This window comes from Chelatococcus asaccharovorans (genome assembly GCF_003201475.1).
Classification (GTDB): Bacteria; Pseudomonadota; Alphaproteobacteria; order Rhizobiales; family Beijerinckiaceae; genus Chelatococcus; species Chelatococcus asaccharovorans.
In genome coordinates, this window is sequence record NZ_QJJK01000022.1 from 59,185 (window position 1) to 75,025 (window position 15,841).

A 15,841-nucleotide genomic window follows, 5' to 3' on the forward strand; every position below is an offset into this window, starting at 1 on the left:
AACTCGCATTGGCTGAGCGCCATATCCGCGACGGCGAACACCGTCTGGCACGGTTGCATGAGTCAGTCTGCGCTTCGCAGCTCGCGCAGCACAGATGCTAACAGCCTTCGGGCACAGCTCGACCATGAAGAGCGCCAACAAGGCATGCGGACGATGGATCGCGGTCGGCTGATCGCCATGCTGGCTTGGTTCGAGAAGTCGGCGCTTGAACGGAAAGCACGATAATGGCACCAGAAACCAGGACGTAGTCCGGCCCGATTTTGAAGAAAGTCGCACTCACCCGGTCGCGGCAGATCAATACCCGGTGATTCGAGGCAGGATTTCCATTGGCCGATTTCTGTATGTCTCGTTCTGCGACTAATGTGACGGTTTTTATCTTGCACTGTGATATATACGTTATCCAAGAAGGATAACATATGGACTGGTTCAAATCTCTGACGGGCTTTTCCGAACTCGGCTATCACGAAACCCGCACACTGCTTGAACTCAACAACTCTCGACTTCGATCGAAGATCAATGGTCGTGCCTCCGAGGTTGGCGCCTTCTCAATGACCTCGCTCAACGATCTGAGGGAACAGGTTGCAGCAGGTTGGAGCATCCCATCCAGAGTCCGCCTCAGCCTGGTACAGGGCGATGTGCGTGAGATGCATCAGGCGGCAGAATATGCTGGGGCCCTGTTTCAGGTTGCATCGCAATTCAACGCCCTGGAAATGATTCACCCTGACGTCACACCAGAACATGGTGTTGCGGGATACGCCTACGACCCCACGCAAGGACCGGCCTGCGCCATCGCTGCCGGTGCTGCTACGATCTATCGCAATTATTTCGTGCCTGTTGGCGACCAGGTCGGCCAAACGGCCTTCCGCCAACTTGATGGTCTCGCCGGCGTTGGGGAGGAGCTAAGTCGCCTCCTCTGTTGCGCTGTCGATGACCTCTGGGACATGCGCAATGGCTATGCACTGCCAAGCCAAGTCTCCCTGAAGAGGATCACCCAACTCCTTGAGGAAATGGCTCCTGACGCTGTGGAGGCGCTCGCAGGCAGGCTCCGCATTGGCCTCCATAGGGATGTTGAGGTAACAGACACTGACCAGCAGCCAGGACCGATCGTCAGCCAGGCATTTTGCTCCGCGCTTCCTGTTTCTTACGGAGCAGTTCCGCAGTCCTCCTGGGCCTCCTTTGCACAGCTTGTGCTGGATGCTGCCTACGAGGCAACCCTTTTGGCAGGGGTCCTCAACGCACGTCGGGGCATGTCGAACATCGTTCTCTTAACGCGGCTCGGCGGCGGCGCATTTGGCAACAATGACACGTGGATCCATAACGCCATTCGACGGGCTGTGACCAAAGTCGCCGACTTCGATCTGGACGTGCGGCTCGTGAGCCATGGCCTTCCGTCGGAACAGACGCGAGCGTTGGTCAACGATTTCGCATAGCCGGCACCGGTGGGCCTGACGGGCCCCTAGGGGAGATGGCGGAGAGAGCTTTATCGCCAAGCTTAGAGCTGGGCCCGACAATGCCTCGTCCTCGCTCGATCCCATATCAAGCAAGGGGTGCCCACAACGTCGATGAGCTTCGGCGAGCGAGATCATAAGGGCCGTAGCGGGCGGGGGGCATAGGCGAAACGTCGTTTCGAGGCTTCACTGAACATATTCGACTCTCGCTTGATCACCCCCGACAGATCCCCAACTCACTCAATCCAAGCTCTTGGAGTACGGCACCGAGAGGTGCCTGATAAGGCTCGGGCGATTCCCGCTATCTCGTGTTCCCTTCACGATCGTTGTTGAGACGTCATGTCCTTTTCAGATTCCGTCTATCGTTCCTTCGAGACGCTCGTTCAGCCCCGCATAATTTGCTGGCGATCGCCCTACTGGCCTGGGACTGGAGAGCCCGGCAAGCGAACCCTTTCGGGCTGTCCTGCCGTGCTGCTGTAGAGTCAGATTGCCTGAGGGCTCTGTCAGCAGCAGTGCGTCCTCCACGTCGACACCAACATATCCGACCGTGTTTTCAATCTGGAGTGACCGAGCAAGATCTGGATGACGTGGATGTTGCCCGTCGCCTTGTAGATCATGGACGCCTTCGTGCAACCGAGCGAGTGAGTGCAATACCCCTCTTGGCGCAGGCCGCGCGGTCACCCACTCGTCGACTATAGATCGGACCTGGTCCGCTGAGCACAAGCCTCAACATTCTAGCCCAAGTCGCTACGTATCTCGTGCGCTGTCTGAACCTTCAGCAGGATCTCGTCGGCGAGGCTGCAGGCTGCCTCGTCTTCGCCGCCGGCTGGCCATGTTCGGTAGAGAGTCTCGTTCAATAGCGGATAATTATCTTCCAACGAGAAGCCGATATCCTTGATCGGCAGGATACGCCCCTTGCGATTGATGTTCATGGCGATCGCGGAGTTCAGCTCCTTGTTAGTCCAGCCTTTCCTCGCGAAACTGTCGGAGAGGAAGGGGACGAAGAAGCTCGACTTCAGCAAGCCATGGTTGATCTTTTCAACGATCGAGTCGCCCCATCCGATGCTGCTTTCGTCGAAAAAGACGGTGACGCCTAAGTCCACCAAACGATCGTTGAGTTTCCTCACTCGCTCCTTGTCCTCGCTGGCATGCGACAAAAACACGTCGAACTCGCGAACCATGTCCGCTCCCTTCTCAATCCATTCAATACCCTTGAGGCCGGCAAAAACCGCGAGCTTGCACAACTTGGCAACGACGGGATCATCGCGGCCCCTTACCTGAGCAAAAAAGGACAGCCATCCCGCGACGAAACGCCAGAAGCGATCGGCATTCGCGTCTTTGCCGACCCATACGGTCGCCGCCTGGGCGGCACCGTGCTTTCGTGCAGAATGCAGGATCATCCGCATCCGCGAGATATCCTTGCGCCAGACGTTCGCTTTTTGGTTCACCACCACACCGGTGACTTCCTGCCGCTCATACTGGAAGGACAATCGAGTCTTGGCGTCGTTAATTTGAAAACCGGCGGTCTGGAAGGCAGCGGACAGAACGCCGCCAAGGTCCAACTGCCGCTCGCCGAACGGCGGGCTCCATGACTTGACGACATCAGCCGGTACTTCCTTCCTGCTTGAGGAAAGTGTGACGTCATCTGCGTACCTGGTATAGGTAAGCCGATGCCGCGTCGCGAGCTCTATGAGCTTCCTATCGAGCGTATAGGCGATCATGTTTGCGATGACCGGCGAGGTCCTAGCACCCTGCGGCAGCCCGTTGCTAGTGGTCGTAATCCTTGCAAGGATCGTCGCAACACGGTCGTTAAATCCGAAAGCGGAAGACATGAACAGACCGCGGACGCGAGGAAAGGTGATGCTTGGGTAGAAGTCCTTGATGTCGAGGTTTAGCACCCATCTTTGCCGCTGATGCAGTTTGGCGTTCGTCAGAAACGACTGGCCCTTTACGTATCCGTGGACGAAGGGCTTAGGCTTGTAGGCTTTCAACAGAACTGCAGCCAGCCGCGCCTGCGCCAGCCGGAGCCCCTTCTTGGGTGCCGAGATGTGGCGGACCCCACCCTTCTTTTTGGCGATCGAAAAGCTTTTGTAGTAAGTGCCGTCTTGGGCGTGCTGGACGACGTAGAAAAACCTCGCCGGGTCTAGATGCAACGCGTGAGCGACATCTACGACCGAATGGGCAGTCAGCAGGCGAAACATGGGATCGGCGGTCAGATCGATCAGATCGACCTTCGCTTGAGGGTCGGACAAGACTTGGCCCTCGCTCCTTACCTGATGCAGGTAGTACGCGTCGACGGACCGCCGCGCACGCCTTATGGACTAACTTTTCGTCGAGCAGCCGTGGATACACCGGCTCCAACTAGAGGGCCAAGTCTTATCAGCACTATTGGTCATGCCGCCGCATTGTCAATTCAAACGCCGGCAGTTGAGGGAAGGTTATCAACAGTCACATGAAAAGGCGATAAGGATAGGCTTTGCCGGGGAGGCCCGGAACGTTGGCAATGGTCCGCGCCAAACGCTGAGAATAACGGATAGTCACGGGCACGGGATCATAAAGGGCGTCGTTGTTCCAATCCATCTTGGTCAAGGCTAACACCTCATGTGCGGTTAGGTCCAGAGAGCCACGACCGGCATGTCGCACGATTTGCAGCGGCCTTGGAATGCTCTTTCCGCCTTGGAAATAGTCCGATTTGTTCGACACTTGCGGAGCGTTTCCGGCCACCCATAATAAAGCCGAATTTCCCGACCTGATGACTACTGTTCCCCGCGGTACAGGATAGGCTGAAGGTTTGGCCGGAGGCTTTTGCCGGCCGGACTCGATCAGCCAAACACCACGCCACCCTGACGCGCTGCCGACCTCGACGCATTCCACTTCCGGGATGCCGGCAAGAGCGTCGAAGGCACCTTCGATCTCATCCGGTTTGAAGGCCGTGGTCTTGTGGATAACCAGCCGCCGAGGCAAAATCCCACCGTTCCTAGCCTGATAGAGTTGCAAGCTGCGGGCAAGTACCGTGCGCATGTCGTCCCGGCTTAGGAACGGATTCCTTTGCGCTTCGGCGACGTCAGCTACCGGATCGCGCGCCTCGAAAGCGACGAATTGCATTCCACCACCATCGATGTCGAAAACCTGCGAGCAACAGGTTACGTAATGCGCGTCACGTCGGTCTCCTCGTAACGCATAGGCCAACCCGATGTATGCGGTGTCCTCTGGCGCGCCCTTTAAGGGCGCCAGCTTCCATGGGGTGCCTGCAGCCTTCACGTAGAGGGCTGTCGAGAGGCGCCACGCCAAGGACGCTTTGTGAGCAAACGAAAAGGCTCTGTCGTTCAGTACCTGCGTCGGAATGTTCAGGCCCGCGCCCATGGCTTTGAGTGTGTCATGGGCATCGAAGCTGGGACCGCGAGTTACTGAAAGCCACGTATCGGGGAAATGTACCAAAGCGACATCGAATTCGTTGCGGACCGTGTCGAGCCGACGCAGCGCCGCGCCCATGGCGTCAGCAAGGCGCTGCTGGGGGAGCCCATCGCCGGGCAGCTGGTCAAGGTCATCGGGCCACTTGACATGAGCTTCTGGCGGGGCGGATTCGAGGGAGACCCGATACAATTGCTCGAAGCCCGGATACAGCGGGACATATTCGGACCTGTCCGTAGGACGGTGGCTACCCTTCAACGATGCCATCAGAACCCCTCGTTGCTTGAAGGCGCTCTCGGGCCCAACAGTCGCGATCCTGATGTTCGACACGTACTTCCCGAACGAACCCTTTGAAAAGGGCCCGAACTTCACGAGGCCTCGCAGGGGATGCACATCGACATGCGCCTGGTCGGTAGGGGAGAAGACGAGCAGCGGTTCCTCAAGCAAAGCGAACGGCGCCATTTTCGAGAATTTGGGGGAACTGACCATCAGCGGTTTCGCTCGAAGTAATCGTGATGATTACGGGGGCGGCTCCAAGCGGTGATCGGCGAAATCAAGAATTCGGCGTCGATGCCCGCACTTCCGTCGAGACCGAAGGCGTGCAACTTTCCGTCGCTCCCACCAGTCAACAGCTGCGCCCAAGCATCGACGATCCTCGCCCAATTCCTATTGTATCGTCGGGCCCATCGCTCTCGCCGCCAGTCACCGGCCGGGTCACCCCCATGATGCTCGAGCGGCTTTTCGGGGGGCGAAGAGATGATGGTGGCGTCCGGTCCATCTTCTGCAGTATGGCGCTCGCGAGGAACATCCACAAAGGTGTGGGGCTCGAAGCTGCACCACCACCGCCCGGAAACATGTTCCAGCTTGAGGAAAACACCCTCCTGAAAAGGGAAGCCTAACGTCGGCACTGTGCCGGTGAGGGGCGTATCATAAGCCGTCCGCAGGCCCGATAGCACATCGTTGCGCCATTGGGCCTTACTCGCCTCTTCACCCTCGCGCGGGCTCATGACGACCAGCGAATGCCCGGTGCGGTTGAGGCGTGTCCGAAGAGGGCGTTGCCGCGATAGCGCGCGGACCAAGGCGTCGTAGACAAGCCCGCGTGCCCAGCTCTCCTTGACGGCATCGAGCTCGATCGTGCCGGATATCTTTGGCCCGAGCTGCTGCAGCGCCGCCAGGATCTCGGTGTCATTGCCGAAGACCGCGAGTTCACGACCGTTGGCGGCGAGGATAGCCCGACTTTTTGCTTCCTTGAACAGCGTGCGTGCGACGGGTGATGTTGTCGGCCTGTCGAGAACAATTCGCCTGGCCGTGCGCGGTACCGTTTCAACGGGGAAGGCGGAGAGCCGCAGGACCCGGGAATTTCCTGGCCTCCGCCGTTGGCAGATTAACCGGGGTCAACCTCGCTTCCGAGCGTCCCGCCATGATGTGCTCGTAAAGCACTTGGGGAAGATCGACCTGCCTGATCACGTCAGCCGCCAGCTCGTCAAACGCCTTGCACTCAACGACTGACGCATCGACGCCGGCTGCCCGCGCGTCCTGCAGGAAATTCGTCACGGCCGGCAGAAGCCGCGATGCCGATTGAGCAACCCAGAAAAGGCCATTGGGAAACGGCGTCCTTTCCTTGAGAACCGATGTCAGCGCCTCCATCACTGAAGCATCTCGACCGCTATAGCCAACGAAAACCATGCCGAAGCGTTGGCAGGCCTCGACCAGGACGTGCCGCATCCTCGCGTCCTGCGCCGCCAATTCCGTATTGGTATTCTTGATGTCTTCGGATTGGTAGTCGCCATGCAGCTTGGCGACGAGCGGCCAGTCGGGTTCCTTCAGGCTTCGCACTGCCCGGTCGGCGGAATCGAGAGCAGCCACCGTCGGTCGGAATTGCTCCGTTGTTGGCAAGAGCGCACTCGCCGTCTGCGCAGCTTCCTCGATCAGAGGATCGAAGTTGGTCGTGAAGACGCAATCGGTCTTGCGGGCCGCCATCAGGCTTCCGAGCACCTTATGCCCGAAAGCAGGCGTCCCCCTGGCAATTGCGTCGTTGATATACTGCCGACGCATCCTTTCATGCGGATAAACCGCCTCGAAGGCAGCCGCGTACTCGGTCGGGTCCCCCTCCTGCGGAAGGATAGATGAGGTACGGAAGAAGGTGTCGATGCGCTCGACCCAAATGGGATCGCCGGTATCGATTTCTCGTTTTGAAATGTTATTTTCCCGGCAAAATATCTGTGCTTTGAAATCCGCAATCATCGAGTAGCCCGTCGGAATTCCCGAAGCTGCTGAGGCTCCGGATCCGAGGAACCAAGCAACCAGGTTCGGCCTGAGATATAGAGCTGTCACAAACTGAGCAGCAGAGATTGTGGGCACGATAACGATGGTAGTGATCCTCCCATCACGTTCGAGTAAAAATCATACGCGGATACATCCGATCCGTGCAAAGGCGATCTGGCGTCTTTTTTAAGCCGTATCAACTAGGTTCGCTACTCGCATACGCCAACGTGCAATCTGCCTCGTGGTGAGCGTGCCTGACTCCTTGCAGGCCTCGAAGAATCTGGTCTGCCCCCTGAAAAGTGGTCCTCCCTGAAGTAGGCTATTGAGCCGTAGGAGGACGTTGGAATGCCCCAGAAGAAGCACAAACCCGAAGAGATCGTGGCGAAGCTGCGCCAAGTCGATGTTCTGTTGTCGCAAGGTCGTTCTGTCGGAGAAGCGGTCCGTTTGATCGGCGTGACGCAGTTTACGTATTACCGGTGGCGCAAGGAGTTCGGTGGCCTGAAGGGTGACCAGGTGAAGCGGCTGAAGGAGCTCGAGAAAGAGAATGACCGGCTGCGCAAGGCTGTGTCGGACCTGACACTCGAGAAGCTGATCCTGAAAGAGGCTGCTTCGGGAAACTTCTGAGCCCCGCTCGCCGTCGCCGTTGCGTCGATCGTGTCATGGCGAAGTTCTCCGTCTCGGAGCGGTTTGCCTGCAAGGTTCTCGGCCAGCATCGTTCGACCCAGCGCAAAAAGCCGCAAGGCCGGCCCGATGAAGAGGCGTTGACCTCCGACATCATCCGGCTCGCTTCCCGCTATGGCCGTTATGGCTATCGCAGGATCACGGCGATGCTGCGGTCTGAAGGCTGGACGGTGAACGCCAAACGTGTCGAACGGATCTGGCGGCGGGAGGGGCTGAAGGTTCCCCAGAAGCAACCGAAGAAGGGGCGGCTCTGGTTGAATGACGGATCGTGCATCCGGCTTCGACCCGAGCATCCAAACCATGTCTGGTCCTATGACTTCGTCGAGGGTCGGACCCACGATGGCAGGAGATTCCGCATGCTCAACATCATCGACGAGTTCACCAGGGAATGCCTTGCAATCCGCATCGATCGCAAGCTCAACTCGACCGACGTCATCGACGCCCTGTCGGACCTGTTCATCCTGCGTGGTGTGCCCGGCCATGTCCGTTCCGACAACGGCCCGGAGTTCATCGCCAAGGCTGTACGGGAGTGGATCGTAGCCGTCGGCGCAAAGACAGCGTTCATCGAACCTGGAAGCCCTTGGGAGAACGGCTACTGCGAGAGCTTCAACTCGAAGCTCCGCGACGAACTGCTCGACGGTGAGATCTTCTACAGCCTCGCCGAGGCCAAGATCATCATCGAAGCCTGGCGGCGGTACTACAACACCGAGAGGCCACACTCGTCGCTTGGATACAAGCCACCGGCACCCGAGGCCATCATCTGGCCTGCGCCAGCAAGCGGAGCAGCACCGTCATCTGCCCAGGCAATAGCCCCAAGGCCGATCATGAACTAAGATTGAAACCGGACCACCCTATGGGGTCAGGCCACTTTAAGGCCGGCGCCACGGTCAGCCGCCGCATCAGACCGGATGCCAAAGCAATACCGACGAGCAGCATCCGCATTATCAGCTCCGGATCGATCGATGGCCCGCACGAGGTAGCCGGCGAGAACGTGCCGCTGCGGGGCTGAACTCGCAGAACAGCGCCTCCTGCATCACCACCCGCTCGCCCTTCATCTCCATCCAAAAATGACTGAATCAGGACTTCACACACCTAGCAGCAGCGGCTTTTTAACATTATCGGCGCGAAGCGGACATATGATCTCCCTCTCTCGGCTAGGCCGGCTTCAGCGGATAGGACAGCGCTTTGGGAGCGATCGACCCGTCTACCTCCCGCCTTCTGTCCCTGGCGCTGAGAAGCCCAGCCTCCCCGCTTGTGAGCCTTTGCCGCAAGGCGGCACTGACCGTGATGGCGGGCGGGGTTGCAGGCGGCGTGGCATGCGGCGTGGCTTGGCCCTCGCCTTGCGGGGGCTGCACGGCCGGTGCCGAAGGCTGGAGCGTGTCGCCTCCCCTGCCCGCCTTCAGCTGCGCCGTGAGCAGGGCAAGGATCATCGGCGCGGTCGAGAAGCGTCCTGCAACCGCGCGCTCCGTGAGATGACGCAGGTAACCGCCTGGATTGGCGATGCCGGCGGAGCGTTGATAGATGGCGGCGAGCAGGGTCGCGGCCCGTTGCGGCCCTAAGGTCGCGCAGGTCTCCTCCCAGCTTTTGACGCTGATGCCGAGCATCGGTCGCACCAGCCCGGCGATGCCGAGGAAATCGCGCCAGTCCCGGATGGCCCGCCCCTGGGCCAGTTCAACGAGGGCCGGGCAGGCCTTGATCACGGTGGCGAGACTTGGGTCCGGGTTTTTGGGATCAAGACCCGAATGCCGGCTGGGGGTCTGGCCGTGATGTAGGCTCAGCTTCCTGCCGGTTACGCGGCTGGACGGGTTCGCTATTGCCGGCTTTTCGGGCGCAGCCTTTTCTTCTTCATCTCTCGCATAGCTTTTCTCTGATTCAAGATGGGATTCTGGGTTTGACTCCTTTATGTGCCCGCCAGAATGGGACTCATTGGCGACCTGAATCCGGGATTGTGTGAAGTTTTCCAAGGAGGTGCGGATATCGCGCCAGAGACCGCCGAGCTCGCCGCAGATCGCCGCGATGATGGCGGTGCCGGCCTGCCGCGGGAGCCGGCCGATGATGTCCTGATAGCGATGTTGCAGGCTGTCCCAGGGGCCGGGCGCGGCTTCCTGGCGGGCGGCGGCGATGGTCTTGACGATATCCCGGCGCAGGAGGGTCAGCTGCTCCCGGGCGACCTGTCTGGCGTGTTTATCGGCCTGGACGGCCTCGGCCATGGCCTTGAAGGCCTCGGCGCGGGCGACGATTGGGGCGAGATCGAAGCCGTAGACCTGCGCGATGTCCCCTGCCCTGTCCTTGCGGGCGAAGCGTTTGCCGTTGGGACTGTCGCGGCGGATGACGAGGCCGCACTCGACGAGGACGGCGAGATGGCGCCGCAGGGTCGTGGCGGGCATGCCGTTGGCGCGGGCGGCGAGCTGTTCGTTGGAGGGCCAGACGATGATGTCGGCGCCGCCTGCCAGGGTGGTTTCGGGATGGAAGGACAGCAGGGCGTTGAGGATGGTGAGGGCCCGGTCTGTGGCGCCCAGCCGGTCGCGGGCCTCGCGGATATGGTGGAACACCTGCCATTTATGGACGATGCGATCCTTCGGGGCCGCGCGTACGCTGGTCTGCTCAGCCACCTGGGCAAGCGACATCGTTCGCCGCCCGAAAGGCGTCGTTGCAATATGCGTCTGCATTCTCTTTCACCTATCGCTAGGCAAAAGAAATCTGCTCGCCGAAACGACGCCGGGACTGCTTGACAGACTTTTGCGAAAGTGTGATTCTTTGGGTGCTTAGATCAAAGAAAAGGCTTCCGCACGGCAACGTTCGGGGGCTTTTTTCTTTTGCGCTACTCTCCTTGCTGCCGAACTTTCCAATCCTTGAAATCGCGATAGAGCGACTCAAGATTGGATGAAATGAAATGGCCGAACTCGCTCGCGTTCGTCGACTTCAGCGACAACGTGAATGTTTTTCCTGTGTTCTGGTAGCTGGCAGAAAGTGCCTGATCGTCAGGAGACCACACGCCTGCTCCTTCCTCTCGGGGCTTCTTCCGCCTGCCCTTTCCTGCCTGCTTCAGCTCGCTGAGAAGTTGATTGAAGCGGCTTGCTCCATCCTGCGAACGGAAAGCCTCTGCGTTGACCAGATCGCACGCACGTTCCGCGACTTTAGGGTTGGCGACGAGCTTTTTGAGTTCTTCCCATCTGTCTCTGCCAACGGACTTCGCGGCACCGATTGCCTCGATCACCTGAGCCGGCACGGTTTCGACGACAGAGAGCATTCTCGACAGTAACGTGTCATCGATGCTGAGCGCAGACCTGATCGTTTCCTTGCTTTGCCCCATGCTCAACAGCTTCGTGGCGAAGAGCGCTTTCTCGATGAAGGAAAGGTTTGCGCGTCGGGAGTTTTCCTGTCCCTGGGCAACGATATGGGCAATAGCTTCCAGGTTTTTCACAACGGCGAGAACTGGAATGCCGAGCTCTCTCGCTGCGCGGGCTCGGCGATGTCCAAACACGATCATGAAGCGACCGCCGGTGTCCGGATGGGGGCGAACCAAAATAGGCTGCAACTGCCCTTCCGATTCAATTCCCTGCTTGAGGCTCGCAAACTCTTCCTCATCATCCTCGACGCGATCCGCGACGAAGGATTCATCTAACAGAGCGGGATCGAGACTAACGACGGTTTCGCCGGCTATCATCTTCTTGGCGTTTTCAGCCATTTCCTCAATCGACAGCATCATCGATCGCGATGCACCACGATTGGTATAGTCCGATCGGATTTCTCGATCTGCCGCGCTCGTCAGGTGTGCGGTGACGTTGGCCAATAGGTTCTTACGTGCCATCGCGTCCTCCGAAAATAAGTGACAAGTGACTGAGCGATAGGAAGGATTCCGGGATCTGCACGGCTGTCAAAAAACGGATCATTTACGGCCCCAGGCTCCATGGACGAGAGCCGTGATCTCCCCGTTCACCGCGTTCAATGCGTCGAGCGCGCGATCGTAAGTGGCGCGAATAAACTGCGCGCGTTCGACCTCGTAGAGTGACTGGTTGGTGATTCCAGCGTCCGAAATCGCGGTCGATTTCACCATCGGGTTCTTGAGCATGTGTCGAGGGAAGAGCGCCTGCATGAACCCGACCATCTGTGTCTGCGGCCCGTCTGTCGGCTCATAGCGCGTGACCAAATAGCGAAACCATTTGAGACGCACATGCGCCCCTGCCTTGCTGATGGACTGTAGGATTCCACCGAGCATCAGCAGGAACTGGCTCATCGACATGACGTCGAGCATCTGCGGATGAATAGTGATCAGAACAGCTGTTGAAGCTGTGAGGGCGGTCAATGTGAGATAGCCCAGCTGAGGTGGGCAATCGATAATGACCACGTCATAGCGGTCATCCACTTCTCGCAGCGCATCTGAGATACGCGTGAAGAAAAGGCGGCCATCCGATGACGCCTTGTTAGCCGCCGCCAGCGGCGTATCGTACTCGTATTCCTGAAGCTCCAGATTCGCGGGCACGATGTCGAGGCCCGGGAAATTGGTTGCACGGATCACTTCCGAGATGGGCTTCTTCGCGTCGTCATAACGAAGTGCCTCGTAGAGCGAGGGGTTTTTATCCAATTCTGGCTGAAACCCGTGCAACGCTGAGAGAGAAGCCTGTGGGTCGAGATCGATCGCCAGCACGCGATGTCCGGTCAAAGCCAGATGTTGTGCGAGATGAGCCGCCGTCGTGGTTTTGCCGCTTCCACCTTTGAAATTCACTACGGAGATGACCTGTAATGGTTCATCGGGTCTCCGGTGGGGAACGTATTTCTTGAAATCCGCACGACCGTGCCGATCGAGATAGCGCCTCAGCTCGAGCATCTGTTCAGCGGTATAGGTCCGGCGCCCAGAAGCGGACGTCGTTGGTATCGGTCCCTTCCCCTCAAGGTGAAGCTTCTTCACGTTCGACTGAGTGACGCCGAGAAAGAAGGCGACTTCCGCCAGAGAAAACTGTCGAAGGGATTTGGTCGCATCTGGGGGGTAGTGCTCGACGCGGAGCATGTTCAGCTTGTCGGAAATCAGTTCTCCTTGCATGAGAATTGATTCGTGGAAGCTGAAAGATTCAAATTCCTCAGCGGGTGCCGCCATGTTCATAGAGCTTAATTCTCAGAATAACGCTTTTCCGGGGAATAACTCGCAACAAGCGGGAATTATGCCCGATTCGCTTAGCACGGCAATCGATTTTGTCTTAATGAGAAGTTAACGAAGCGAAGCCGGTCCAGAATATCGATCGACAGCACCGAATCGCTGAATAAGCATTTGCCGTAACATGATATTTTTCGTTTCTGCACGGCTGTCAAAACAGTTCCGATGCGACAACTTTCGGAATCCGTTGCGCGAGACGAGGTCTTTGTTCGATGGTCGCTGAGGACGGCTGACATTTCTAATGTGATACGTCCAGCGTCGCCGAGCCACGTTTCCGGATCAATGCAAGGTTGCAAAATGACATAGGTTTACGATCGCGAGCTAAAAATGGAAGGCTGATCGGGGAGCGCTCGGTCAATTGCAACAAGCTATGGGTAGACTTGGCACTTGCGGTTTCCGCCTTAAACTGTTCCCATCGCCGCGCTTAACCCGTCTAAGTTGGACAAGCTGCGCAAGAACGTTTCCTCGGCCGTAGCGCTAGATGTACCTCGAAGCTCTTGTCGGCGTGGCCAACTAACTTGCGTGCGCTGAGACCCGCGGTGGCGATTGCTGATCAGCGCCCACGGAAACGCATTGCAGCGCTCATTTGGTGATCGGGCTATCACGGCTCTCGCGACCATCTTTCTTCGCCCTTAAGTGACCACGCTCCAATAAGCGGTTGTCAGCGGTCGTCAGATGCTAGCGCTCGCAGCAGCCCGCGATTGGTCCTTTCCGTTTTGAAAGCCTTGCTAATCTACGGTGCTGCGTGAGCCTTGGCGGTCATGTCGCACCAAGCGATTAGGTCCCCGAGATAGGCCTTCCTACCGGGTCCTAGAGCGAGGTTTTGAGACCGGCGGCCGAATGCGGGAACGATTGGTCGCTAGTGTCGACTTGAATCCGGGGCGCTCAGGTAATACCCTTAGCCAAGGCGGTATTACAGGATTGAGGTTATGACGAGCACGGTGACGTCGAAGGGCCAGGTCACAATACCGAAAGCAGTCAGGGATCTGCTCGGTATTGCTCCAGGAAGCAAGGTGGCTTTCCGCCGGGCTGCCGACGGCAGCGTGGTGCTGACCAAAGCGGACACGGATCGGCTCCCCAGCCGGTTCCAGCGGCTCAGGGGACACGCGGGCAAGGGACTTGGTACGGATGAGATCATGGCGCTCACGCGTGGCGAAGCGTGACGCTCGTGGATACCAACATCCTGCTCGATCTTGTGACAAATGATCGAGATTGGGCAGATTGGTCGATCGAGCAGCTTGAAACTGCCGCGCTCGTGGGCTCGTTGATGATCAACGATGTCGTATATGCAGAGCTATCTGTTCGCTACGATCGCATAGAAGGGCTGGATACCTTCATTGAAACGGCGGGCTTGGAGCTGATCCCCATCCCTCGCGCGGCCTTGTTCTTGGCCGGCAAGGTGTTCACCCAATATCGTAAGGCGGGCGGATCGCGCACTGGCGTTTTGCCGGATTTCTTCATTGGCGCTCATGCAGCGGTTCAGGGTCTGCCGTTGCTGACGCGAGACCTGAAGCGCTATCGGACATACTTTCCAACGGTGGAGCTGATTTCGCCAGCGTCGTGAGGTAGGGTAGGGGGCCGGCGCTGAATGCCTGATTGTCCTGAAATCGCATCCGTCGGACGCAGCGACGTCCTCGACATCGCGGTCCATGCGCAGCCCAATTGCATGGAGGTCGCCTTTCAATGACCCCTAGGGACGAAGTCCGATCTGCACCCTGAATGCGCTGCATCGCCTTCTGCGTCCGTTCTCGCACCGTAGCATCGACCGGACGAGCGCAACTGCGATATGAACCCGGCTTGCGAGAGCTGGAGTCTCTGAGGCTCCCTATCAGCCGTTTCTTCGCCCAATCTCAAACGTCCCGCGGCTGCGGCACAACTAAGCCAAGCCGGCGCGCCCGGTCGAGCAGCGCTTTCACGGAGGAGGCGGCCCATTGCCGGCCGCCGCGTGGAGCGCGCTCCCGCATCCGCTCGAGCTGGGCGGCGATATCGCGCAGGCTGAGATCCGGATCGGCGATGGCGATGCCGGCGACGAGGGTCATCAGGCGGTCCTCGGGTGGACGCCGCGGCGCGCGCTGGATCAGTTCCGGCCCCGCCATCTTCTCGCTCACCAGTCGGTGCACGGCGCGCCGCAACTTCTCGACGGTCCAATTCTGGCCGCGATGGTTCAACACCCGCACGACATCGTCCCAGTTGTGCTGGGGCCGCATGCGCTGCACGATCGGCATCCAGGTCGAGGCCGATGCAATCAAATCGCCGACATAGACTTTTTGCCGCGCCGCCGAGGCCGCGCGGATCGCTTCGGGCCGGCGCTCTCGCAAGCCGGGATTGCCGGGCAGCCTGCCCCGGGCTATCGCCGCCTTCATCCCCGCCTTGGTGCGCTCGGCGATCAACGCGCGCTCGAGCTGCGCCACCGCGCCAAGCACCTGCAGCGAGAACATGCCCTGTGGCGTCGAGGTATCGATGGGGTCATGGAGCGAGCGGAAATGCGCCTTGCGCTCCTCGAGATGCTCGATCACCACCAGCAGGTGGCTCACCGAGCGGGCCAAACGGTCCAGGCGCACCACGACCAGGACGTCGCCGGCACTGATCTCTCGCAGCAGCTTGGTCAATACTGGCCGCACCCGCGACGCGCCTGAACCGTGCTCCGTGTGGACGATCTGGCAGCCGGCCGCGCGCAACTCATCGACCTGGGCATCCGTTGCCTGCTCCTCAGTTGAAACTCGCGCATAGCCGATCAGGCGTCGGACAGGCGCGCGAAGGGGAGGGGAGGGTGTGACCATGTGGATTCAATGTCAGTTGTCAAAGTTAGCTTCAATGCGGAGCATGGAAAATCAATATCTTAGCGAAGGTCATGGTCACAGCAATTGGCTCCTGATTTCCCATA

At 58.9% G+C, this 15,841-nt stretch carries 12 protein-coding genes; 4 read left to right on the top strand and 8 right to left on the bottom strand.

The annotated features are described in order from the left end of the window. The first annotated feature begins 416 nt into the window (after positions 1–416). Entirely contained in the window at positions 417–1,430 is a 1,014-nt protein-coding gene (locus tag C7450_RS32065) for a hypothetical protein (protein ID WP_110378478.1), read from the top strand. 752 nt (positions 1,431–2,182) lie between these two features. Here C7450_RS32065 and C7450_RS32075 read toward each other — a convergent pair. From C7450_RS32075 to C7450_RS34850, 4 genes are all read right to left on the bottom strand, one after another. Then, positions 2,183–3,700 (bottom strand): TIR domain-containing anti-phage reverse transcriptase, encoded by a 1,518-nt coding sequence (locus tag C7450_RS32075; RefSeq protein WP_110378479.1) that lies wholly within the window; start codon positions 3,698–3,700, stop codon positions 2,183–2,185. A 196-nt stretch (positions 3,701–3,896) separates the two neighbouring features. Next, on the bottom strand, positions 3,897–5,348 hold the full coding sequence (locus tag C7450_RS32080) for an argonaute/piwi family protein (RefSeq protein WP_110378480.1): 1,452 nt from the start codon (positions 5,346–5,348) through the stop codon (positions 3,897–3,899). Beyond that, positions 5,348–5,866, bottom strand: a complete 519-nt coding sequence (locus tag C7450_RS34845; protein WP_245450291.1) for a hypothetical protein — start codon at positions 5,864–5,866, stop codon at positions 5,348–5,350. Before C7450_RS34845 ends, C7450_RS32080 begins: the two co-directional genes overlap by 1 nt. Before the next feature lie 316 nt (positions 5,867–6,182). Next, the gene (locus C7450_RS34850; protein ID WP_245450293.1) at positions 6,183–7,103 is read right to left on the bottom strand and encodes an SIR2 family NAD-dependent protein deacylase; all 921 of its coding nucleotides are present in this window, start codon (positions 7,101–7,103) and stop codon (positions 6,183–6,185) included. 366 nt (positions 7,104–7,469) lie between these two features. On the opposite strand from C7450_RS34850, the gene C7450_RS32090 reads away from it, so the two are divergent. After that, positions 7,470–8,638, top strand: a protein-coding gene (locus C7450_RS32090; protein WP_102770881.1) for an IS3 family transposase whose coding sequence is annotated in 2 segments (ribosomal slippage) — positions 7,470–7,734 and positions 7,734–8,638 — 1,170 coding nt in all. Because the reading frame shifts where the segments join, the coding sequence is not laid out codon by codon here. Between the two features lie 321 nt (positions 8,639–8,959). Here the strand turns inward: C7450_RS32090 and repC are convergent. The 3 genes from repC to repA form a co-directional block, all read right to left on the bottom strand. Then, positions 8,960–10,474, bottom strand: coding sequence for a plasmid replication protein RepC (gene repC, locus C7450_RS32095; protein WP_110378481.1), 1,515 nt, complete (start codon positions 10,472–10,474; stop codon positions 8,960–8,962). 152 nt (positions 10,475–10,626) lie between these two features. Further along, a complete protein-coding gene (gene repB, locus C7450_RS32100) occupies positions 10,627–11,616 on the bottom strand; it encodes a plasmid partitioning protein RepB (protein ID WP_110378482.1) in 990 nt (329 codons plus the stop codon). A gap of 78 nt (positions 11,617–11,694) precedes the next feature. Beyond that, positions 11,695–12,906, bottom strand: a complete 1,212-nt coding sequence (gene repA / locus C7450_RS32105; RefSeq protein ID WP_110378483.1) for a plasmid partitioning protein RepA — start codon at positions 12,904–12,906, stop codon at positions 11,695–11,697. A gap of 980 nt (positions 12,907–13,886) precedes the next feature. On the opposite strand from repA, the gene C7450_RS32110 reads away from it, so the two are divergent. Then, positions 13,887–14,120 (top strand): AbrB/MazE/SpoVT family DNA-binding domain-containing protein, encoded by a 234-nt coding sequence (locus C7450_RS32110; protein ID WP_110378484.1) that lies wholly within the window; start codon positions 13,887–13,889, stop codon positions 14,118–14,120. Then, positions 14,117–14,521 carry a type II toxin-antitoxin system VapC family toxin gene (locus tag C7450_RS32115; protein ID WP_110378485.1) on the top strand — a complete coding sequence of 135 codons (405 nt, stop codon included), beginning with the start codon at positions 14,117–14,119 and terminating at the stop codon, positions 14,519–14,521. The genes C7450_RS32110 and C7450_RS32115 overlap by 4 nt, the downstream gene beginning before the upstream one ends. 286 nt (positions 14,522–14,807) lie before the next feature. Here the strand turns inward: C7450_RS32115 and C7450_RS32120 are convergent, their stop codons facing one another. Next, positions 14,808–15,737: a recombinase family protein gene (locus C7450_RS32120; RefSeq protein WP_110378486.1), complete on the bottom strand. Its 930-nt coding sequence runs from the start codon at positions 15,735–15,737 to the stop codon at positions 14,808–14,810. Between the last annotated feature and the right edge of the window lie 104 nt (positions 15,738–15,841).

Bases quoted from the DNA above. Each gene is read 5' to 3' on its own strand.
- C7450_RS32065 (WP_110378478.1), top strand. From the start codon at position 417: ATGGACTGGTTCAAATCTCTGACGGGCTTTTCCGAACTCGGCTATCAC.
- C7450_RS32080 (WP_110378480.1), bottom strand. From the start codon at position 5,348: ATGGTCAGTTCCCCCAAATTCTCGAAAATGGCGCCGTTCGCTTTGCTT.
- C7450_RS34845 (WP_245450291.1), bottom strand. From the start codon at position 5,866: ATGAGCCCGCGCGAGGGTGAAGAGGCGAGTAAGGCCCAATGGCGCAAC.
- C7450_RS34850 (WP_245450293.1), bottom strand. From the start codon at position 7,103: ATGATTGCGGATTTCAAAGCACAGATATTTTGCCGGGAAAATAACATT.
- repC (WP_110378481.1), bottom strand. From the start codon at position 10,474: ATGCAGACGCATATTGCAACGACGCCTTTCGGGCGGCGAACGATGTCG.
- repB (WP_110378482.1), bottom strand. From the start codon at position 11,616: ATGGCACGTAAGAACCTATTGGCCAACGTCACCGCACACCTGACGAGC.
- repA (WP_110378483.1), bottom strand. From the start codon at position 12,906: ATGAACATGGCGGCACCCGCTGAGGAATTTGAATCTTTCAGCTTCCAC.
- C7450_RS32110 (WP_110378484.1), top strand. From the start codon at position 13,887: ATGACGAGCACGGTGACGTCGAAGGGCCAGGTCACAATACCGAAAGCA.
- C7450_RS32120 (WP_110378486.1), bottom strand. From the start codon at position 15,737: ATGGTCACACCCTCCCCTCCCCTTCGCGCGCCTGTCCGACGCCTGATC.